The sequence below is a fragment of the Arthrobacter sp. P1_B4 genome (genome assembly GCF_056406555.1).
The window spans coordinates 1-20,619 of the sequence record NZ_JBFTZW010000019.1; the positions used below are offsets into that span (position 1 = coordinate 1).

The 20,619-nt window shown below is 67.6% G+C and carries 13 protein-coding genes, 2 tRNA genes and 1 pseudogene; 4 read left to right on the top strand and 12 right to left on the bottom strand.

All coding sequences use genetic code 11. The annotated features are described in order from the left end of the window. The 5 genes and pseudogenes from AC1D1W_RS09630 to AC1D1W_RS09650 all read right to left on the bottom strand — a co-directional run. Positions 1-108: pseudogene (locus AC1D1W_RS09630) on the bottom strand (gluconokinase); the annotation flags it as partial. Between the two features lie 74 nt (positions 109-182). After that, positions 183-962 (bottom strand): PIG-L deacetylase family protein, encoded by a 780-nt coding sequence (locus AC1D1W_RS09635; protein ID WP_230008546.1) that lies wholly within the window; start codon positions 960-962, stop codon positions 183-185. A gap of 4 nt (positions 963-966) precedes the next feature. Further along, positions 967-1,917, bottom strand: coding sequence for an electron transfer flavoprotein subunit alpha/FixB family protein (locus AC1D1W_RS09640; RefSeq protein ID WP_223913937.1), 951 nt, complete (start codon positions 1,915-1,917; stop codon positions 967-969). A gap of 16 nt (positions 1,918-1,933) precedes the next feature. Then, positions 1,934-2,734 carry an electron transfer flavoprotein subunit beta/FixA family protein gene (locus AC1D1W_RS09645; protein ID WP_230008547.1) on the bottom strand — a complete coding sequence of 267 codons (801 nt, stop codon included), beginning with the start codon at positions 2,732-2,734 and terminating at the stop codon, positions 1,934-1,936. A 255-nt stretch (positions 2,735-2,989) separates the two neighbouring features. After that, on the bottom strand, positions 2,990-4,720 hold the full coding sequence (locus AC1D1W_RS09650) for a S1C family serine protease (RefSeq protein ID WP_476943542.1): 1,731 nt from the start codon (positions 4,718-4,720) through the stop codon (positions 2,990-2,992). A 296-nt stretch (positions 4,721-5,016) separates the two neighbouring features. On the opposite strand from AC1D1W_RS09650, the gene AC1D1W_RS09655 reads away from it, so the two are divergent. The 3 genes from AC1D1W_RS09655 to AC1D1W_RS09665 all read left to right on the top strand — a co-directional run bounded on the left by AC1D1W_RS09655 (position 5,017) and on the right by AC1D1W_RS09665 (position 9,639). After that, positions 5,017-7,086, top strand: coding sequence for a TPM domain-containing protein (locus AC1D1W_RS09655; RefSeq protein WP_476943543.1), 2,070 nt, complete (start codon positions 5,017-5,019; stop codon positions 7,084-7,086). Positions 7,087-7,242: 156 nt separating this feature from the next. Then, on the top strand, positions 7,243-8,034 hold the full coding sequence (locus AC1D1W_RS09660; protein WP_223913934.1) for a PspA/IM30 family protein: 792 nt from the start codon (positions 7,243-7,245) through the stop codon (positions 8,032-8,034). A gap of 180 nt (positions 8,035-8,214) precedes the next feature. Further along, entirely contained in the window at positions 8,215-9,639 is a 1,425-nt protein-coding gene (locus AC1D1W_RS09665) for a cryptochrome/photolyase family protein (RefSeq protein ID WP_476943544.1), read from the top strand. 97 nt (positions 9,640-9,736) lie between these two features. Here the strand turns inward: AC1D1W_RS09665 and AC1D1W_RS09670 are convergent. The 4 genes from AC1D1W_RS09670 to AC1D1W_RS09685 all read right to left on the bottom strand — a co-directional run bounded on the left by AC1D1W_RS09670 (position 9,737) and on the right by AC1D1W_RS09685 (position 14,693). Further along, positions 9,737-9,810: transfer RNA gene (locus tag AC1D1W_RS09670), tRNA-Met, on the bottom strand. 234 nt (positions 9,811-10,044) lie between these two features. Beyond that, positions 10,045-10,118 (bottom strand) — tRNA-Met (locus AC1D1W_RS09675). A 215-nt stretch (positions 10,119-10,333) separates the two neighbouring features. Then, entirely contained in the window at positions 10,334-13,330 is a 2,997-nt protein-coding gene (locus AC1D1W_RS09680; protein WP_243181171.1) for a UPF0182 family membrane protein, read from the bottom strand. 214 nt (positions 13,331-13,544) lie between these two features. Next, positions 13,545-14,693: a YlbL family protein gene (locus AC1D1W_RS09685; RefSeq protein ID WP_243181170.1), complete on the bottom strand. Its 1,149-nt coding sequence runs from the start codon at positions 14,691-14,693 to the stop codon at positions 13,545-13,547. A 257-nt stretch (positions 14,694-14,950) separates the two neighbouring features. On the opposite strand from AC1D1W_RS09685, the gene AC1D1W_RS09690 reads away from it, so the two are divergent. Further along, complete coding sequence (locus tag AC1D1W_RS09690) at positions 14,951-16,477, top strand: zinc-dependent metalloprotease (RefSeq protein WP_476943545.1); 1,527 nt, start codon at positions 14,951-14,953, stop codon at positions 16,475-16,477. 7 nt (positions 16,478-16,484) lie between these two features. On the opposite strand, the gene AC1D1W_RS09695 is transcribed toward AC1D1W_RS09690, so the two are convergent. The 3 genes from AC1D1W_RS09695 to nudC form a co-directional block, all read right to left on the bottom strand. Then, positions 16,485-17,114: a M48 metallopeptidase family protein gene (locus tag AC1D1W_RS09695; protein WP_476943546.1), complete on the bottom strand. Its 630-nt coding sequence runs from the start codon at positions 17,112-17,114 to the stop codon at positions 16,485-16,487. A gap of 32 nt (positions 17,115-17,146) precedes the next feature. Then, positions 17,147-19,249, bottom strand: a complete 2,103-nt coding sequence (locus tag AC1D1W_RS09700) for an ATP-dependent DNA helicase UvrD2 (protein WP_476943556.1) — start codon at positions 19,247-19,249, stop codon at positions 17,147-17,149. A gap of 181 nt (positions 19,250-19,430) precedes the next feature. Beyond that, positions 19,431-20,522, bottom strand: a complete 1,092-nt coding sequence (gene nudC, locus AC1D1W_RS09705) for an NAD(+) diphosphatase (protein WP_243181167.1) — start codon at positions 20,520-20,522, stop codon at positions 19,431-19,433. Positions 20,523-20,619 lie beyond the last annotated feature (97 nt).

Genomic DNA, 20,619 nt, shown 5'->3' on the forward strand with positions numbered 1-20,619 from the left:
GGCCAGGTCCCAGCCCAGCCTGCCGGCCAGAAGTCCCGCGACAGTTGATTTGCCGGATCCGGAGACGCCCATGATCACAAGAACGGGGTGTTGCGCAGTCTTCGCCATCAAAGTCTGCCTTCCATCAATAAATATGATTTAAACAGAGGCCAGCATATGGCAGAGGTTGTGCTGCAGCAACACTAGAAACCGGCGATGGTCCCCTGGCCGTTGACTGTTACGACATGGAACGCCTCGGCGCTGCGCCCGGCGGGAAGTCCGGCGCGGGCCCCGGTGCCGAGCATGAGGCCGCGGACCGTGCGCTCCATGGCGTCGACGTCGGGGTGCTGGCTGACGTGGATGTGGATGGCGGCCAGCTTGCTCTCCACATGCCCGGTGACGTCCACGAAGTGGTTTTCGCGCTCTTCCGGCCCGGCGAAGAGCCACAGCCAGGGCAATTTGTAGGCCTCCAGCCCGGACTCGGCCAGTTCCGGGTATGCGAACGGGTTTTCCAGCGCGGGGTACACGGCGCGGGTCACCGCCTCCCCCACGGCGAGATGATCCGGATGGCTCTTCTGTATCCGGTTCCAGTTGCGTTCCGGATGCATGGAGAGCACGACGTCGGGCCGGAGCTGCCGGATCAGGCGCACCACCTCGCGCATCACCTCATGCGAGGGTTCGAGGTAGCCGTCACGCTGGTGCAGGTAATGGATGTCTGTGACGCCGACCAGGGCGGCGGCGCGCTCCTGCTCCGCAACGCGCAGCCGCACAATTTCCTCGCGCTGCTCCGGATCAAAGCCGCCGGCGTCGCCGTCGGTCATGATGCAGTAGCTGACCTGGACTCCGGCGGCGGTCCAGGCTGCAACCGTGCCGGCTGCGCCGAAATCGATGTCGTCCGGGTGGGCCGTGAAACAAAGCACCCGCTCAATCCGGGTGGTCTCCGGGTCGAACGGGCTTTGTGCCGGGACGGCGGTGGTGCTCATGCGGTCAGCCTCTGCGCTTCTTGATTTCGGCGGTGGCCTGCGGCAGGACCTGGAAGAGGTCGCCCACAATGCCGAAGTCCGCGATCTCGAAAACCGGCGATTCGGCGTCCTTGTTCACGGCCACGATCACCTTCGCGGTCTGCATGCCTGCCTTCTGCTGGATGGCTCCGGAAATGCCCGCGGAGATGTAGAGCTGCGGTGCGACGGTCTTGCCGGTCTGGCCGATCTGCGCGTCGTGGCCGATCCAGCCGGCGTCCGTGGCCGCCCGCGAGGCTCCGATGGCTGCGCCGAGGGCGTCGGCGAGTTCCTCCAGCGGACCAAAGTTGCCGTCCACGCCACGGCCGCCGGCCACGACGATCCGCGCCTCGGACAGATCGGGGCGTCCGCTGGCAGGCTTGTCGGTGCGCGCCGTAACCCGTGCGGCAGCCGCGGTCACGTCAGGAACCTGGACAGTGATGCTCTCCGGCGCCGTGCCGGTGACCGCGGGCTCGGGCGTGATGCTGTTGGGCTTCACGGTCAGCACGGAAACGGGTGTCACCGCCTTCGCGGCGCTGGTGTAGGACCCGGCCAGGACCGACTTGTGCGCCGTTCCGTCGGGATCCACGGCCACGACGTCGGTGATGACGCCGGCGCCGAGCCTGATGCCGAGCCGGGCGGCGATTTCCTTGCCCTCGGCCGAGTTCTCGGCCAGGACCACGCCCGCACCGGCGGCGGCGGCGGCCGCGGCCAGGAATGCCGCCTTGGGTCCGACGAGGTAGTCGTCGAGGTCCGTGGCGGACGGGCGGTACAGTGCCTGGGCGCCGTACGCGGCCAGGGTCGAGGCGGCGTCGTCGTGCAGTTCGCCGTTGACGGCGGCGACGGTCTCGCCCAGGGACCGGGCGATGGTGAGCAGTTCCAGGCTCGACTTCTTCAGCGCCGCACCGGGGTTGTCGATGAAAACGAGTACTTTTGCCATGTTCGGATAATCCCCTTTAGAGCAGCTTCTGGGCGGCCAGGAACTCGACCAGCTGGATGCCGGCGTCGCCTTCGTCGGTAATGATGGTGCCGGCCGTCCGCGGCGGGCGGGCCTCTGCGGTCTCGACGGCGGTCCAGGAACCGGCCTGGCCCACCTGGGCGGCGTCCACGCCGATGTCGGCAAGGCTCAAGGTGGTGATGGTTTTCTTCTTCGCCGCCATGATGCCCTTGAAGTTCGGGTACCGCGGATCATTGATCTGGTCGGTGACGGAAACGACGGCCGGGAGTGTGGCCTCGATGGTGTCCGCGTGGGTGTCGCCGTCGCGGCGGGCGGTGAGCTTGCCGGCGTCGAGCTCGAGGGACGCAGCGAAGGTTACCTGCGGGAGGCCCAGCCGCTCAGCGAGCTGTGCCGGGACCAGCGAGGTCTCGCCGTCCGTGGAGGCCATTCCGGTGAGGATGAGGTCCGCGGGGACATCCGCGCCCAGGTGGCGGATCGCGGCGGCCAGCGCCAGCGACGTGGCCGCGGCATCCGAACCGGCCAGGGCCTCATCGCTGAGGTGCACGCCTTCCGTGGCGCCGATCTGGAGGGACTTCTTCACCGCATTGACTGCCCCGGCCGGGCCCATGCTCAGCGCAATGACCTTGTTGCCGGCCGCTTCTCCGCCGCGGGCCTCGGTCAGCTGCAGCGCAGCTTCCAGGGCGTATTCATCCAGTTCGGACAGGATGCTTTCGGAGCGGTCCACCGTGTTGGCCTCACCTGTGAGGTGGCGGTCGAACTGCGCATCCGGGACGTGCTTGACCAGCACAATGATTTTCAGAGTTTCTTCCACTGTGTCTACAGCAGCCTTCCATGCGGGTGGACAGCCGCCCCTGACGGGGTCATGGCCACGGAATGCCCGGCAGCCGGGCTGTTCCTAGCTAACCATATAGCCGCCGGGCAGCGCGGCCAGGGTTAAGGTCTGTGTCAGTGAACTGGCCCGGGACGGCAAAGGCCGGGCCGCACCTTTTCGGTGCCGCCCGGCCTGTTTGCTGCTGCCTTGATTTACAGCTGCGCTGTTTGCTTCCGCTCAGCTCTACTGCTCGGCTGCAGCGCCGAGCGTCACGTCGACGTCCTTGAGCTGGCCGCCGCGCAGCACCGTCACCTTGACCGTGGCCCCGGCGGCCTGTTCCCGCACCGCCGCGGTGAGCTGGTTGGGATCGCTGATGGTCAGGTTCTGGAACTTCGTCACGACGTCGCCGACCTTGATGCCGGCCTTGTCTGCGGCCGAGCCGGACTCGACGGTCGCGACCTCCGCGCCCACCGAGAACCCGGAGGAGGACGAGCCTGCGGCCTTGGGCTTCACGCTGACCCCGAACTGCCCGTGGGTGGCTTTGCCGGCGCTGATGATCTCCTGGGCCACGCGCTTGGCGTTGTTGATGGGGATGCTGAAGCCCACGCCGATGTTGCCGCTGCTGCTTCCGCTGGCCGCGTCGCCGCCGGCGGAGGCGATCGCGACGTTGACGCCAATGATTTCGCCCTTGGTGTTCACCAGCGCGCCGCCGGAGTTACCCGGGTTGATGGCCGCGTCCGTCTGGATTACGTTGATCGAGATGGATCCCTGATCCGCGGTGCTCGGAGTCTCGCCGCCGCCGGGGGGCGCGAACTGGAAGCCCTGGTCACCGCCCTGGGAGTTGTCCGCACCGCCCTTCGGCGCAGCCGAGGATGCCACGCTGATGGTCCGGTTCAGGGTTGAGACGATGCCGTCCGTGACTGTGCCGGTAAGTCCCAGCGGCGATCCAATGGCGACGGCGGTGTCACCGACGTTCAGCTTGCCCGAGTCACCGAGAGTTGCCGGGACCAGTCCCGAGGGGTTGTCGATCTTGATCACGGCGAGGTCGGAAAGCGGGTCGGTACCGACGATCTTCGCGGAGTAGACCTTGCCGTCGCTCGTCCGGACCTCCATGGTGGCGTTCGCGGCCTTGCCGTCGAGCGTCACCACGTGGGTATTGGTCAGCACATGGCCCTGGGTGTCGAGGATGATCCCGCTGCCGGTGCCGCCGTCGCTGCCGCTGGTCGCTTTGATGGTCACCACACTGGGGGAAGCCTTGAGGGCGGCGGCGCTGATGGCGTTGACGTCTTCCCTGTTGTTGACGATCACCGGACCGGCCTGGCTCGTGTTGCTCGCGGCGGACGGGGAAAGGCGATCGCCCAGCAGGGCGTTGCTGCCGGCCACCACGCCGCCGCCGATCAGGCCGGCGGCCACGATGCTGGCCACGAGGGTGGGGACGCCGAATGCCGCCTTGCGTTTGGGGGCGTGCGCCGGGTCGTTCGCAAAGCCGGGGCCGGAAGGGTAGGACGGACCCGGCTGCGGCTGGCCGCCGTAAGGGTTGGCGCCGTAGTGGGCCTGGCCGTACTGGGTTTGCGGCGACTGCCCGTACGGGGTTTGCTGGGACTGGCCGTAGGGCGGGTGGCCGGGCTGGGCGGGCTGGCCCTGGCCGGACTGGGAGAACCCGCCGTACGGGCCGGTTTGCTGGGCCGGGGCGCCGATCTGCTGGGTATCCGCGGCGGAGGGCTGTTGCTGCTGGTACACCGGACGCGGCGCGCCGTCCTCGGCGCGGTCCAGCCGGAGGGTCGGGTTCTCGGGCGCCGGGCTTCCGACTACTGAGTTTTCGGACGTCGTGCTTTCGGATGCCGGACTTCCCGGTGCCGCCTCAGGCGCGCGGCCGGCAGGCGGCTGCTCCGGCGAGCCCTCCCGCACTCCCGCCGGTTCCTGGTTCTGTTGTGTCGGCTCCGGTGACACACCCGGCACTGGGTTCTCAGTCATGAGACTTCCTTTCGTCCTCGTCTGCCTATAACTATGAACGCTCAGGCTGACACTAGAGCGGACATTTGCTGGGAGGTTCCTGAACGGACAGTTTGCGGCCTGCGGGCCCGTGTTTCCCAGTTTAAGCCCGTTTCGCTGGTGGCATATTCCCCTAGGTGGACTGCCTTTTGGGTGCACCATAGAATCAAATGGAAATGCCACAGCGACCTGCGGCTTTACATCTGCGTGGGGGCGCTGCTGCTTTCTGTGACGGCTGGTTCGACCGAACCGGTCCCAGAAGTGCTGAAGGGTTGCACATGCGGTCTAAGTTGAATCGTTTCCTCGCCGTCCTTGGCGTCGCTGGATTGCTGGCGCTCCCCGCCGCTCCGGCCCTCGCCGAAGATCCGGTGGCCATTCCGTCCGGGCAGAACATCGTGGACAGTGCGAACGTGCTCGGCAGCCGCAAGGCCGAAGTCCAGGACGCCATCCAGAAGCTCCTCAAGGACCACAAGTACAACCTCTACGTCATCACGGCAAAGACGTTCGAGAATCCGGCCGAACCCAAGGCGTGGGCCCAGGCCGTCGCGACCAACAAGGGCATGGGCAAGGCCGACGTCATCCTGACCATGTCCGACGACGGCAAGTACTACTTCTCCCCCAGCTCGGCCAGCGCCATCTATCCCAAGACGTCCACCATCGTCCAGAACGCCATCGTGCCGAACCTGGCCGGCGGAAAGCGCGACTTCGCCCAGGCAGCCATTGACACGGCCGCTGCGGTGGGCGACGCGGCGGGCGGCGGCAGCGGAACGGTGCCGTCCGGCGCCGGAGCGGGCAGCGCCGTCCTCGTGGGAGTCGGCGTCGTGGCTGTGGGCGGTGCGGGAACGTATCTGTACCTGCGCAGCCGCCGGAAGAAGGCCCTGCAAAGTTCGGGGGCGTCAGCCGGGGCCCAGGGCGGGCAGCCGGACCCGCTGGCGGGGCTCAGCGTGGCCGAGCTGCGCCGGAAGAGCGATTCGCTGCTGATCGAGGCCGATGACGCCATCAAGTCCAGCGAGCAGGAGCTGGGATTCGCCCAGGCCCAATACGGGGACGCCGCGGTGGGCAATTTCACCAAGGCTCTGCAGGAGGCCAAGGGCCACATGACGGAATCGTTCAAGCTGCAGCAGCAGCTTGACGACCACATCCCCGACACCGAGGAGCAGCAACGGAGCTGGCTCGTTGAAATCATCGGCCGCTCCGAAGCCGCGCTGGCATCGCTGCAGGAACAGAAAGCCGATTTCGATTCCCTCCGGGAGCTGGAAAAGAACGCCCCGCAGGCCCTCGCCGCCGTCGGCGCCGGCGCCGCGGACGCCCAGGCAAAGCTTGCCGCCGCCGAACAGTCACTGACCGATCTGCGGGCCAAGTACGCCGAGAGCGCCCTGGTCCAGGTCGCGGACAACATCAAACAGGCCAAGGAACGTCTCGACTTCGTGCAGAACGCCTCCACGGCGGCGCAGGAAAAGCTCGCCGCGGGTGAAAGCAGCCTCGCCGCGGTCGCCGTCCGCGCCGCCGAGGAGAGCCTGCACCAGACGAACGTGCTGATCGGCGCCATCACCAAGGTGGCCGGCAGCCTCGACGGGGCACGCAACAGCCTCGAAGCCGCCGTCGTCGATACCGCGCAGGACCTGGCCCAGGCGAAGGCGATGACCCAGTCCGGCGCCCATCCGGAACTTGCCGGCCCCGTGGCTGCGGCGGAAGCCGCGCTCGCCCAGGTCAAAACGGAAATCCAGGGCGGCAAGATTGATCCGATCGCGACGCTGGAACGGGTCGTCACGGCCCACCAGGCACTCGACCAGTCCCTGGCCGGAATCCGCGACCAGCAGGACCAGGCGCGCCGGGCCCAGGCCTCACTGCAGCAGAGCATCATGTCGGCCCAGGCCCAGATCAGCGCGACGTCGGACTACATCACCGCCCGCCGCGGCGGCGTAGGCACCGACGCGCGCACACGCCTGGCGGAAGCCCAGCGGAACCTGGACTATGCGCTCTCCATTTCCCGCACCGACCCCGTCACGGCCTTGCAGTACGCACAGCAGGCCTACGCGCTGGCGGCACAGGCCGCGCAGCTGGCCCAGTCCGACGTCGACCAATTCGGCGGCTACGCCAACCAGGGCCAAGGCTACGGTCGGGGCGGCATGTTCGGCGGCAGCGGCGGGGGCGGCCTCGGCGGCGCGATCCTCGGCGGAATCCTCATCAACTCGATCCTCCACGGCGGAGGCGGCGGAGGCTGGGGCGGCGGCGGAGGCGGAGGCGGCTGGGGCGGCGGAGGCGGCGATGACTCCGGCGGCGGCTGGGGCGGCGGCGACTTTGGCGGCGGCGGAGACTTCGGTGGCGGGGACTCCGGAAGTTTCTAGCCTGTTCGCCACCCCGCAGGGGACACAGTGGGAAAGCAGTAGCAGGAAACTCGACAGACCACGCGCCGGCCGCACGGGCCCGGACAGCGGATAGATGCGATACATCATCGATCACTGGAATCAGTGAGACAACGGAGCAGGACGAAAGGTAACACCATGGTTAAGCAGTCCATTTTCGGCCGCATGGCGCAGCTGGCGAAGGCAAACATCAATTCGCTGCTGGACCAGGCCGAAGATCCGCAGAAAATGCTGGACCAGATGGTCCGTGACTACACGAACAACATCGCGGAGGCGGAGTCCGCCGTGGCCCAGACCATCGGCAACCTGCGCATGCTCCAGGACGACTACAACGAGGACGTCCGCAACGCCCAGGACTGGGGCAGAAAGGCCCTCGCAGCCTCGCGCAAGGCCGACGAATACCGGGCGAAGGGCGACGTCGGCGATGCCGAGAAGTTCGACAACCTGGCCAAGGTGGCCCTGCAGCGCCAGATGGGTTCCGAGAACGAGGCCAAGGCCGCCGAGCCGAGCATCGCGTCCCAGACCGAGGTGGTGGACAAGCTCAAGCACGGCCTCGACCAGATGAAGGGCAAGCTCAACGAACTGACCAGCAAGCGCAATGAGCTGGTGGCCCGGTCCAAGACCGTGCAGGCCCAGAGCCAGGTCCACGATGCCCTCAAGAGCATCAACATCATGGACCCCACCTCCGAGGTGGGCCGCTTCGAACAGAAGATCCGCCGCGAGGAAGCCAAGGTCCGCGGCCAGCAGGAGCTCGCCGAGTCGAGCCTGGACGCCCAGTTCAATTCGCTGGAAGATCTTGGCGAGCAGACCGAGATCGAAGCCCGGCTGGCAGCGCTGAAGTCCGGCGGCGCCCCCGCTGCCATCGGCACCGGCGAAAAGAGCGCCGAGTCCGGTTCCACGGTCGAGGAGGCCGACTTCGACAAGCTCTGACCCGCCGGTCCGGCGCTTCCGCAGGACTGCTGCACGCTTCGGGCCCGGGGCCGGGCTCCGGCGGACGAACCTGACACCTCAGGATCGCCCGCCGGGGCCCGGCCCTCGTTGTGCCCTGCATGGCCCCATGTCTCACCGCACAGGCGCCCGCGGCGGCGGGCGCGCGTGTACCGTGGATCCATGTCTGCGACCCTTGTGTGGCTCCGTGATGACCTCCGGCTGGATGACAATCCGGCTCTGGCGGAGGCCGCTGCCCTGCACCAACCCCTGACCGTCGTCTATGTCCTGGATGAGGAGTCACCCGGCATCCGGCCGCTGGGCGGCGCGGTGAAGTGGTGGCTCCACCATTCCCTGGCCGGCCTGGCCGCCGCGCTCGAGGCCACGGGCTCGCGGCTGGTGCTCCGCCGCGGCCCCGCCGCCCGGGTCATCCAGGACCTCGCGGTGGAAACGTCGGCAGACGCCCTGCTGTGGAACCGCCGCTACGGCGGCCCTGAACGCGCCGTCGACGCCGGCCTGAAGAGCTGGGCCGGCGGGGAGGGCCTCAACGCCACGAGCTTCCAGGCGAACCTCATGTTCGAGCCCTGGACCGTGCGCACCGGCGGCGGGGGCCCCTACAAGGTCTTCACGCCGTTCTGGAAGGCCTGCCTGGCCGGTGCCGAGCCCCGGCAGCCGCTGGCTGCTCCGGACCAGCTGCCGGGCCCTGCACGCACCCAGAGCGGCGGCCTGCCGGCGAGCGAACCGCTCGAAAGCTGGGGCCTGCTCCCCCGGAGCCCGGACTGGAGCCCGGGGCTGGCCGACACCTGGACGCCGGGAGAAGCCGGCGCCCTCAGCCGCCTCGAGGACTTCGTGGACGGCCCGGCCGCAGAATACGGCACCGGCCGCGACGTCCCGGGCGTCGAGGGCACCAGCCGGCTCTCCCCGCATCTGCGCTTTGGCGAAATCAGCCCCTTCCGGATCTGGCACACGCTGCGCCACAGCTTTGCGGCGGGGGCGCCGGCCGACGTCGGGATCTTCCGTTCCGAACTTGGCTGGCGGGAATTCTGCTGGCAGCTGCTGTACGAGAATCCGGATCTGGCGACACAGAACTACCGGCCGGAGTTCGACCGCTTTCAATGGCAGCCGGCGTCGGGCGACGAGCTCCAGGCCTGGCAGCAGGGCCGTACGGGCTACCCGATGGTGGACGCGGGCATGCGCCAGCTCTGGCAGACGGGCTGGATGCACAACCGCGTGCGGATGGCGGCCGCGTCCTTCCTGGTGAAGAACCTGCTGGCCGACTGGCGGCTGGGCGAGGCCTGGTTCTGGGACACGCTGGTGGACGCCGATGCCGCGAGCAATCCGGCCAACTGGCAGTGGGTGGCGGGCTCGGGTGCCGACGCGTCGCCGTACTTCCGGATCTTCAACCCGGTCACGCAGAGCAAGAAGTTCGACGCCGCCGGTCGTTACCTGCGCGGGTACATTCCCGAGCTCGCCGCGCTGGACGACAAAACCGTCCACGAGCCCTGGAAGGCCGACAGCGCCGCCCCCGGCTACCCCGCACCGATCGTGGACCTTGCAGAGTCCCGGGCGCGGGCGCTGGCAACCTATCAGCGGCTCAAGGACGGCTGAGAGCCGGCACAGGGGCGCCGCCGGCGTTGCCCGCCACCGCGGACTTAAAGCGAAAGGTCCGGAACACTGTTTCCAGTGTTCCGGACCTTTTCTCCAGTTGCGGGGACAGGATTTGAACCTGTGACCTCTGGGTTATGAGCCCAGCGAGCTACCGAACTGCTCCACCCCGCGTCGCTTGATCAACTCTACCCTAGTTTCCGGACCGCCCTGACCACGTGCCCAGTCCGGCCCAGCTGGCGTCCAGTCCGGCCCATCCAGGTCGATGGACTGCGGGCCGGGCCGCTCGAGGGGTCGCCCCTTTTGTCCTATGACCGGTTTCCCGGTTTCCGGCTTCCGGACCGTCCCCAGCGGCTTAAAGCAAAAGGTCCGGAACACTGTTTCCAGTGTTCCGGACCTTTTCTCCAGTTGCGGGGACAGGATTTGAACCTGTGACCTCTGGGTTATGAGCCCAGCGAGCTACCGAACTGCTCCACCCCGCGTCGCAAGATCAACTCTACCTGCCGGTGAACTTGAGGCCAAATCGAGGCGACGTGATGTGCATCTCGCCGTCCGCGAGAGCGTCCGCCCGGGCCTCCCGGGCCCGGCCGGCCAAGGCCGCACAGGGATCGAATCCGGTCCGTCTACGCCACAGGCCGGGTTTGCCCCTCCGGAGGGGCAAACCCGGCCTGTCGCACCGTTCACAGCCTGCGCAGCGTTAGCCGCCCGCCGTCGCCGACGGAGAGGGCGACGGCGTGGCGGTGCCCGCCGGCGCCGCAGGTGTTTCCAGCTTCGCTTCGGCCTCGAGCGCCTTCTGCAAGGCAGCGTTCAGCTTCTTTTGCTGCTCGCCATAGGTCGCGAAGTCGCCCTTCGCGAGGGCGTCCTGGCCGGCCTTGATCGCCGCATTGGCCTCGTCCAGCGCGGCCTTCAGGTCTGCCTTCGCATCGGTAGTCCCAGGCGGCGGAGTGGCCCCACCTGGCGTGGCGGGCGTGGCCGGTGTTTGTCCCTTGTTCGCCGAGTCACCTGCTGCGGCCCCCGAATTTCCGCCGAAGAGCTGGTTCAAGGCCTCGTCCAGCGTGGGCGCGAACCCGATCTTGTCGCCGAAGGCCACCAGGACCCGCTGCAGCGTCGGGTAGGAGGTCTCCCCCGTGGAGCGCAGATAGACGGGCTGGACGTACGCCATGCCGCCACCGACCGGCAGGGTCAGGAGGTTGCCGTTGAGCACCGCCGACGCACCCTGGCGCAACAGGTTAAGGGCCTGCGAAACGGTGGGGTCGGAGTTGAATTTGTTCTGCGCCTGGCCAGGTCCGGGGACCTGGGTCTCCGGCGGGATCTGCAAGAGCCTCAGCTGGCCGTAGCTGTCCGCTTTGACGCCCTTCTGGTTGCCGGCGTCGGAGTCCGCGGCCAGGAAGCCGTAGAGCACGTTGCGGGCGTTGCCGTTGACCACCTGCGGGATGAACGACGAGGTCAGCTGGAACGCCGGCTTGTCCTGGTCGGGCATCTTCAGGGACATGTAGTACGGCGGCTGTTTGACTTCGTCCTTGACGGTGGGGTCGTTGGGAACGGACCAGGCGTCAATGTTGGTGTAGAAGCTGTCCGGGTTGGTCACGTGGTAGCGGCCCAGAAGCTCGCGCTGGACCTTGAACAGGTCCTCCGGGTAGCGCACGTGGCTCATGAGCGCACCGGACATCTCCGAATACGGCTTCACCGACGTCGGGAAGATCTTCTGCCAGGCCTTCAGGACCGGATCCTGGTCGTCCCAGGCATACAGCGTCACGGAACCGTCATAGGCGTCCACGGTGGCCTTGACCGAGTTGCGGATGTAGTTCACCGAGCTGTTGGGCAGGGCTACTGTCCGGTTCGCGGCGGTCTGTGAGTCGGCCGTGGCGGCCGAGAGCTGCTCCTGCTGGGAGTACGGGAAGTACGGGCTGGTGGTGTACCCGTCCACGATCCATTTCACCCTGCCGTCGACGACGGCGGGGTACGGATTGCCGTCAACAGTCAGGTAGGGCGCCACCTTTTCGACGCGGTCCCGCGGGTTGCGGTCGTAGAGGATCTGGGACTCGGCGTTCACGCCGTCGGAAAGCAGCAGGTCCGAGGACTGGAACTTGATCGCGTAAAGGATCTTGTTGAAGAAGCTGCCCACATTCGGGCCGCCGTTCCCGGTGAAGGTGTACTGCGTCTCGCCGTCGCCTTCCTTGGCCGCGGGCCGGTCCTGCTCACGGTGCGGTGCACCATCCGGGGCGCCCACGATCGAGTAGTCGGGCGAGTCCTGGCCGAAGTAGACGCGGGGCTGATAGGTCGAATCGTTGCCGAGCGCGCCGGTGGACGGGATGCCCGCCTGCAGGAAGTCCGGCTTGCCGTCCACGGTGAACTTGTTGCCCTTGGCGGCGACGACGCCGTAGCCGTGGGTGTAGACCACGTGCCGGTTCAGCCAGGACTGCTGGTTCGTGGCGAGCCCGTCCGGGTTAAGTTCGCGGACGGCGATGACCGTGTCCTGGATCTTGCCGTCGATCTCGTAGCGGTCCACGTTCAGGGCGCTGGGGAACTGGTAGTAGGGCCGGTACTGTTCGAGCTGCGAGAACGCATCCGAGATCAGGTTCGGATCCAGCAGCCGGATATTGGCGGTGGTCTGCGCATCGGGGGCCAGCGCGCCGGTGGTGGCGTTGGTGGTGGCGTTGTACCGCTTTTCCTGGACCTTATCCAGGCCGTAGGCCGCACGGGTCATCGCGATGTTCCGCTTGATGTATTCGTTCTCCAGCGTCTGCTCCGAGGGCCGGACCTGGAACTGCTGGATGACCCACGGGTAGACGCCGCCGGCCAGGATGGCCGTGATGATGAGCATGGCGGTGCCGATCACCGGCAACCGCCACTTGCCGATGACCGCGGCGACGATGAACAGCACGGCGACGATGGCAGCGGCCACGGCCAGGATGGCCTTGGTCGGAATGACGGCGTTCACGTCCGTGTACAGCGCACCGGCCCAGCGCCCGCCGTTGTTCTGCACCGTGGAGTAGCGGTCCAGCCAAAAGTTGAGGCCCATCAGCACCAGGAAGGCGGCGCCCGTGACAGCCAGGTGGATCTGCGCGGCGCGGCTGGTGAAGATCCCGCGTTCCATGATCCGGATGCTGCCGTAGAGGTAGTGGGTGAGGATGCCGGCAAGGCCAGCGATCACCGTGACGCTGATGAGGAACCCGGTGACGAAGCCGAGGAAGGGAAGAGTCATGAGGTAGAAGCTGATGTCGAGCCCGAACTGCGGATCGTTCTGGCCGAATGGCTCCTGGTTCAGGAACAGGAGGACTTTCTGCCACTGGCTGGCCGCGGCGCTGCCGGCGAACAGGCCAAAGAGGATGGGAAGCCCCACCATCACGACGCGGCGGATCGGTTCGAGCTGCGCCTGGTAGCGGTTGAGGTTGTCCCGGATTTCCGAATCGGGGGCGTACACCGGCCGCGCATGGTAGGCAATCCTGATGGCGAAGAAGACGGCCAGGAACATGACAGCGAAACCTGTCAGGAAGATCACGATCCTGGCCAGGTTCTCGGTCAGGAACACTTCGAAGTAGCCGAGCTGCTGGTACCAGAGGACATCCGTCCAGACATTGGCGAAGAAGATGAATCCGACCACGATCAGGGCCACGATGATCAGCGTCGGCGTCAGGGCGCCGCGTCGTGTCTGGGGTCTTCCGGGCGGGACAGTGCTGGCGGGACGGGACAAACTCGGTACCTCATAGCTGGTCGTCTACTGCTGGTTTTTAGTTATCAGTCGCTGCTGTGGCTCAGTCTGGCGACCAAGTGCCGGTGTTGCAGGTTGATGCATTCTAACGGCCGTCACCGCCGTTCCGTCAGGGCCCTGCAGCAGGGTCCCGGCGGGACGGCGCGGCCGTCAATTAGTGCCACGATTGGGGCCGGCGCTTAGTTCCGCGGCCAGTCTAGTTGTTGGTGCAGACCGGCAGGCCCGATGTGTCGCCGCCTGACGCCGCCAGTTCAACTGCCTTGCGGGCCTCGGTGAGGTTCTCGACCCGGACCACCTGCAGGCCGTCGGGGATGTGGCCCAGGACGTCTTCGCAGTTGGCCGCCGGGGCCAGGAACAGCGTGGCCCCGCCGGACCGCGCCCCCTGCATCTTCTGGGCGATCCCGCCGATGGGTCCTACGGCACCGTCCGGGGTGATGGTTCCGGTTCCGGCGATGTGCCTGCCACCGGTCAGGTCCCCGGGAGTGACGGTGTCAATGATGCCAAGCGCGAACATCATGCCCGCACTGGGGCCACCGACCTTGTCGAGCGAGATGGTGACATCAAACGGGAAGGTGAACTTGTACTGCAGCAAGACACCGAGGATGTAGCGGCCCGCACTGTTTTTGGCCGGCGTGATGGTGACTGGCACCCGGGCGCCGGCGCGTTCCACGATGACCTTGGCGGGCTTGCCGTTGCCGGCGGCCAGTTCAGCCTGGACCACGCCGAGCGCAGTGATGGGCTTGTCATTGATGGAGACAAGTTCGTCCCCTGCCTGCAGCAGTCCCTTCGAGGCGGAGTCGTCCGGGAGCCCGGCCACCTGCATTTTCTGCCCGAACGGAATCTTCAGTTCCTTCAGTGCCGAGGCGATGGCGTTCTCCTGGGAGGTGGTCATCGCGGTGGCGCTCTCCTGCTGGGACTGTTCCTTGGTGACGCCGGTGGGGAACAGCAGTTCCTGGGGGTAGACGGCCTTGGTCCCGTTCAGCCATGCCGAGAACGCCTCGAAGACGCTGACCGAACCGTTGGGACCGCCGTCGACATAGACAGTGGTCAGGTCCAGGCTGCCCTTGGCGGGAAACGACTCATGGCCGCTGACGCTGATCACCGGTTTGCCGTTATCCTGGCCGATGGTGTTGAAGGTGGGGCCGGGAGACTCGATCACGTAGGGCACGGGAAGACTCACCGCGGTGATGCCCAGCGCGGCGGCAAGCAGCCCCGAGACAAGCATGGCTGAAGACCGGTTGTTGCGCGGGCGCCGCACGCCGGCGCCAGCCAGTCGCGCCCTCCTGCCCCGGGCAGGGCCGGCCGCTGGGTCGCTGGCGGGCTGCTCACCGTGGGTGATTGTCATTGAACGACCTCTCCGTGCCGGCACGAGGGGCTGCGGCCCTGCCAGGACAAGCCCGAGAGGCCACCGCGACCACGCACCAGGGCCGCAGCCTAACCCGAGGCTGCCGCGTGCAAATATTCCAACTTCCAAGCCTACGCGCTCGGGACCCCGGACGGCTCTTTGCCTACAGCGAACGTGGCGCGGTTTCGGCAGACAGCCCCTCTTGCACAGGGGTACCGTGAAGTTGAGAAGCAGCCACACCGACGATCGGCGGGATCATGACCTCCAACCCACTCAATCCGTCCAATGGCGACGAGGAACCCAAGGATCCCTTGGCCGAAATGCTCAAAAACCTGATGGGCGGGCAGGGCATGGGCAATATCGACCCCGCCGAGCTCGCCAAGGCGGCAGGCCTCCCGGACGATCCAAACCTCCTGGCCCAGATGTTCTCCCAGGTGCAGGCGATGATGAGTGCCCCCTCGGAGGGGCCCGTCAATTGGCAGCTGGCACATGACAACGCCCGGCGCGTCGCCGCCAGCGGATCCGACCCCTCGGTCACGGCGCATCAGTCGCGGGAGGTCGACGAGGCCCTTCGGCTGGCCGAACTGTGGCTCGACCAGGTCACAGGGCTTCCGGCCACGGGACTGATCGGCCGGGCGTGGTCCCGCGCCGAATGGGTCGAGGAAACCCTTGGGACGTGGAAGCGGCTGACCGAGCCCGTGGCCAACAGCATTGCCAATGCGCTCTCGGCCGCCATGACCGAGCAGATGCCCGAGGAAATGAAGTCCATGATGGGCGGCGCCTCCTCGATGATCCAGAACATGGGCGGGGCGATCTTCGGCATGCAGCTCGGCCAGGCGATCGGCGCGCTCTCGGCCGAAGTGGTCAGCTCGACGGACATTGGCGTGCCCCTCGCAGACCTTGAAATGGCGCTTCTGCCGGCCAACGTGGAGAAATTCGGTGAGGGCCTCAGCCTGCCGGAGAACGACATCCGCCTGTTCCTGGCCGTGCGCGAGGCGGCACACGCCCGCCTCTTCGTCCAGGTCCCCTGGCTGCGCGGGCACCTGCTCGGCGCTATCGAGGCCTACGCCCGCGGCATCCACATCGACACGTCCAAGATCGAAGAACTGGCACGCGAGATCGATCCCAGCAACCCCGAGGGCATCCAGGAGGCGCTCTCGCAGGGTGTCTTCATGCCGCAGCGGACTCCCGCCCAGGAGCAGGCCCTCGAAAAGCTGGAGACCGCGCTGGCCCTGGTGGAGGGCTGGGTGGACGAACTCACCTGGGGTGCGACCGAGAAGATGTTGCCGTCCGCCGCCGCACTGCGCGAAACCGTCCGGCGGCGCCGGGCCACCGGGGGCCCCGCGGAGCACGCGTTCTCCTCCCTCGTGGGACTCGAACTGCGGCCGCGCCGGCTCCGCGAGGCTGCCACACTGTGGGCCTTGCTCAAGGAAGAGCGTGGGGTCGACGGCCGCGACGCCGTTTGGCAGCATCCCGATCTGCTTCCCACGGCAGAGGACCTGGAAGATCCGCAAGGCTTCAGCGAACGCCGCAAACTCGCCGAAGCCAGCGACAGCGAAGTGGATGACGCCCTGCAGAAACTGCTTAGCGGAGGGTTCGACGAGCCGGCCGGCGCCGACGCAACGGACACCGAGGGCACTCCGGATTCAGAGGGCACTCCGGATTCAGAGGGAACGACGGATTCAGAGGGCACCGCGGATTCAGAGGGCACGGACGAACCGGCGGCCAAGGACGACGGCCGTCAGGACGGCGGACCGGACGACGGCGGACCGCCCAAGGCCTAGCCGAACGCTAGTCGGCCCCGGCCGGGATTTCGGTTCCGTCCGGGGCTTCGTCGTATCCGCCGTCGGGCGCCAGGCCGCGTGAGGTCGCGAACGAGACCCCTTCCAGGAAGGCCTTGGCGCGCTCAGTCTCCGGGTACGCCGTCAGCAACCGCCAGAAGGCGGCATCGTGGCCGGCCACCAGGAGGTGGGCCAGTTCGTGAAGCAGCACGTAGTCGATCACCCACTGCGGCATGGGCTGCAGCTTCGCCGAGAGCCGGATGGTGCCTTCGGACGGCGTCGCGGAACCCCAGCGCGAATTCTGGTTGGTGACCCAGCGGACCGAGGAGGGCACCGCCCTGCCGCCCAGGTACTTCGCCGACAGATCCGCGGCGTGGGCGGCAAGGTCGGCATCGCTGCGGGGGCGGCGCCGGCCGGAACCCCGCGCCGCCCGGTCCCCTTGGCGCCGGAGTTTTTCCAGCATGCGATGGACCCACTCCCGTTCCTGCGCCCTGCTGAAGGACGCGGGGATGGCGACGACGGCGGTGCCGTCCTCCCAGAACGCGGCGACCGTGCGGCGTCGGCGCGCAGAGCGGCGGACCACGACCGGGGCGCCGTCGGCGGTGGTCAGCGGAATGGCAGCCGGAACTGAACCGGGCATCACTGAACCCCCAGGCTTCACTGAACCGGGCGTCACTGAACCGTGCTTTCGGCCAGGACTGTCAGAACGGCCTCGCCGTACTTCTCCAGTTTGGATGGACCCACGCCGGCGAGTTTGGCCAACTGCTCCAGCGACTCGGGGCGTGCCTCGGCGATGGCGGTCAGGGTGGCATCGGTGAACACGACGAATGCCGGGACGTCCGCCTCAAGGGCCACGTCCTTCCGCCACTGCCTGAGCGCGTCGAACGTCTGTTCCTCGTAACTGGGCGGGCACTGGTTGCAGCGGCCCACCTTGCGCTCCGCGCCGCTGGAGAGCATGCTGCCGCAGACCCTGCACGACGCCGGAACGGCCGCCTTCCGGCGCGGCGCCGGGCCCTTGCCCCGCAGGTGGGAGCTGGCCACCGAGTCGGGGCGCAGGCCGTCCAGGAAGCGCGAGGGCTTGCGGTTGGCGCGTCCGCCGGGTGTCCGGGCAGTGCACCAGGACAGGGACAGGTGTTCGCGGGCGCGGGTGATCCCGACGTACAGGAGCCGGCGTTCCTCGTCCACCGCTTCCGGAGTGTCCGCGAACGAGATCGGCACGAGGCCCTCACTCAGCCCGACCAGGAACACGGCGTCCCATTCCAGGCCCTTGGCGGCGTGCAGCGATGCCAGGGTAACGCCCTGCACGGTCGGTGCGTGCTGGGCCAGGGACCGTTCCTGGAGCTCGTTGACAAAGTCCGGGAGCGAGAACTGCGGGCCCCTGCTGATCACGAGTTCGTCGGCCAGCGCCACGAGGGCGGCCAGCGATTCCCAGCGCTCCCGGAGAGCGCCGCCGCTGTGCGGCGCCGCGTCCGTGTAGCCCAGGGAGGCGACGATGTCCCGGACCAGCTGCCCGAGCGGCTCGGGCGTGGCGGTTTCAGCCACCGCCCGGGTCGCGGCCCGGAGCTGCAGGATGGCGTCCCGGACCTCCTTCCGCGCGAAGAACCGCTCACCGCCGCGCAGCTGGTAGCCGATCCCCGCCGAGGCCAGCGCCTGTTCGTAGGCTTCGGACTGCCCGTTGGTGCGGAAGAGCACGGCGACCTGGCTCGCCGGAGTTCCGGCATCGAGGAGCTCGCGGATCCGCGCGGCGACAGTGGCGGCCTCCGCCTCGTCATCCGAGCATTCGGTGAACCGCGGCACCGGGCCCGCCGGCCGCTGCGCCACGAGCTGCAAAGGTGTGGCCCAGGCGGCGTCCGCCACCGGTCCGCCGCTGCGCCGGCCGGCGAGGAGGTCGTTGGCGAGCCTGACTACCTGGGGAGTGGACCGGTAGTCCCGGATCAGCTTAACGACGTGGGCCTCGGGATACATCGCTTTGAACCCGAGCAGGTGCTTCGGGGAGGCGCCGGTGAATGAGTAGATGGTCTGGCTGGCGTCGCCCACGACGCAGAGCTCGTCGCGTCCGCCGAGCCACAGCTCCAGGAGCCGCTGCTGCAGCGGCGAGACGTCCTGGTACTCGTCGACGACGAAGTGCCGGTACTGTTCCCGGACGGTCGCTGCCACCTTTGGGTCCTCCTGCAGGATCCCCACGGTGATCAGCAGCACGTCCTCGAAGTCGATGACGTTGCGGTCGGTCTTGACGTCCTCATAGGACTGGAAGACCCGTGCCACGGCCGTCAGGTCGAAGCCGCCCGGATTGCCACGGCCCTGGGCGTTCTCCAGATAGTTCGCCGGGGTCAGCATGGATACCTTGGCCCACTCGATTTCGGAGGCGAGGTCCCGGACGGAGGCGCGGTCCGTGCTGAGCCGGAGCCGCCGCGCGGCCTCGGCAATCATTTGCGCCTTGTGGTCCAGCAGGTTGGGCAAGGTGCCGCCGACCGCCTGCGGCCAGAAGAACTGCAACTGGCGCAGCGCCGCGGCGTGGAAGGTACGGGCCTGAACGTTGCCGACGCCGAGGTCACGGAGCCGGCTGCGCATCTCGGCGGCAGCCCGGGCCGTGAAGGTGACAGCGAGGAGCCGTTGCGGGCTGTACACCCCTGAGTGCACGCCGTAGGCGATCCGGTGCGTGATGGCGCGGGTCTTGCCGGTCCCGGCACCGGCCAGGACACACATGGGCCCCTGGAGGGTGCTGGCGACCTCGCGCTGCTCGGCGTCGAGGCCGCCGAGGATCCGTTCCTCCAGCGAACGGCTGTCAGGTTCGGGGGCATCGCCAGGCGGGGCATCGCCCGACGTCGTGCCGCCCGACGGTTCCCCGCCGGGGATGGTGCTGAAGTTCAATTTCTCTGTGGTCACTTTTGCTGCTCAGTCGGTAGTCGGTGTCCTGCGGACAGGGGCAGGCGGTGTCAGCCTGTATACGGCAGTGTCAGGCGCTGTCCGCGGCGTCCTGAATGACGCCGCCGTACCAGTGTTCAATAAGGGACCGGGCGATGGAGAGCCTGCTGGAAATGACAATCTCGCCGCTGAGGACGGCGTCCTGCAGTTCGCTCCGGCTGAACCACCGTGCCCTGGTGACCTCGACGCCGTCGGGCCGGGCTTCGGTGTCCGGCGTGGTGGCCGTGAAGCCGAGCATCAGGGAGGCGGGAAACGGCCAGGACTGCGATCCAAGGTACTGGGACGCGGTGACGCGGACCCCGACTTCCTCGCCGATTTCGCGCTGCACGGCCTGTTCGAGGGACTCCCCCGGTTCGACGAAGCCGGCGAGGGTCGAATAGTTCCGGGCGTCGAGCGGTCCGCCTCCGCCCAACAGCAGCCTCCCGTCGGGGCCCACCACGGTGACGATGATGGCCGGATCCGTCCGGGGGAAGTGCTCGGAGTTATCGGCCGGGCAGCGCCGGACCCAGCCACCGGCTTCCGGCTGCGTGGGAGTGCCACAGCGCGGGCAGTGCGTGTGGGTGGAGTGCCAGTTGGCGATGGCGCTGGCTTCGATGAACAACGCCGTGTCCGTGGCGTTCAGGCGTGCCGCGACTTCGCGGAAACCCACCCACTGCGCATCGCTGGGAACGCCGGCCACGTGAGCCTCAAATTCCTCGGCCTGCACTTCGAACTGAAGCGGGAGGACAAAGAGGACAAGCTCAGTGCCGGCGTCGAGGTCCGAACCGGCCAGGGCGGAACCGAGGTAAATCACGTGTTCGGGAGCGTACGGGGTGTCGGCCAGGTGCCCGGAGAGCTCGGCCGCGTTGAGGAGCACGAGGCTGTTGCCGCTGACGAGGGCCTGCCGGCCGGAGAGCACCACGGCCTGCGCCGCGCCTGAACCGACCAGCTCCGCGAGCATTCCGGGTTTCGCCCGCGCCGCGGATCCGCGGTCGATTAGGGCCGGGCGCACGGGAAGGACCGTCTCCATGAGGTGGTTTGCCGGCAGGAGATGCACCGGCGGGGCCGCACCGTCGGGTGCCGGGGATTCGGAGGGTGTTTGCTGTGATGCCGATGAAGATGCCGCTGACTCCGCAAGACTCATACACCCACCGTACTGACTCGGGCAGACAATTGACATTTGCCGACCATGCCGCCGGGCGCTCCACAGCGTGTGCGGAACAGGCCGCTTGCCCCGGATT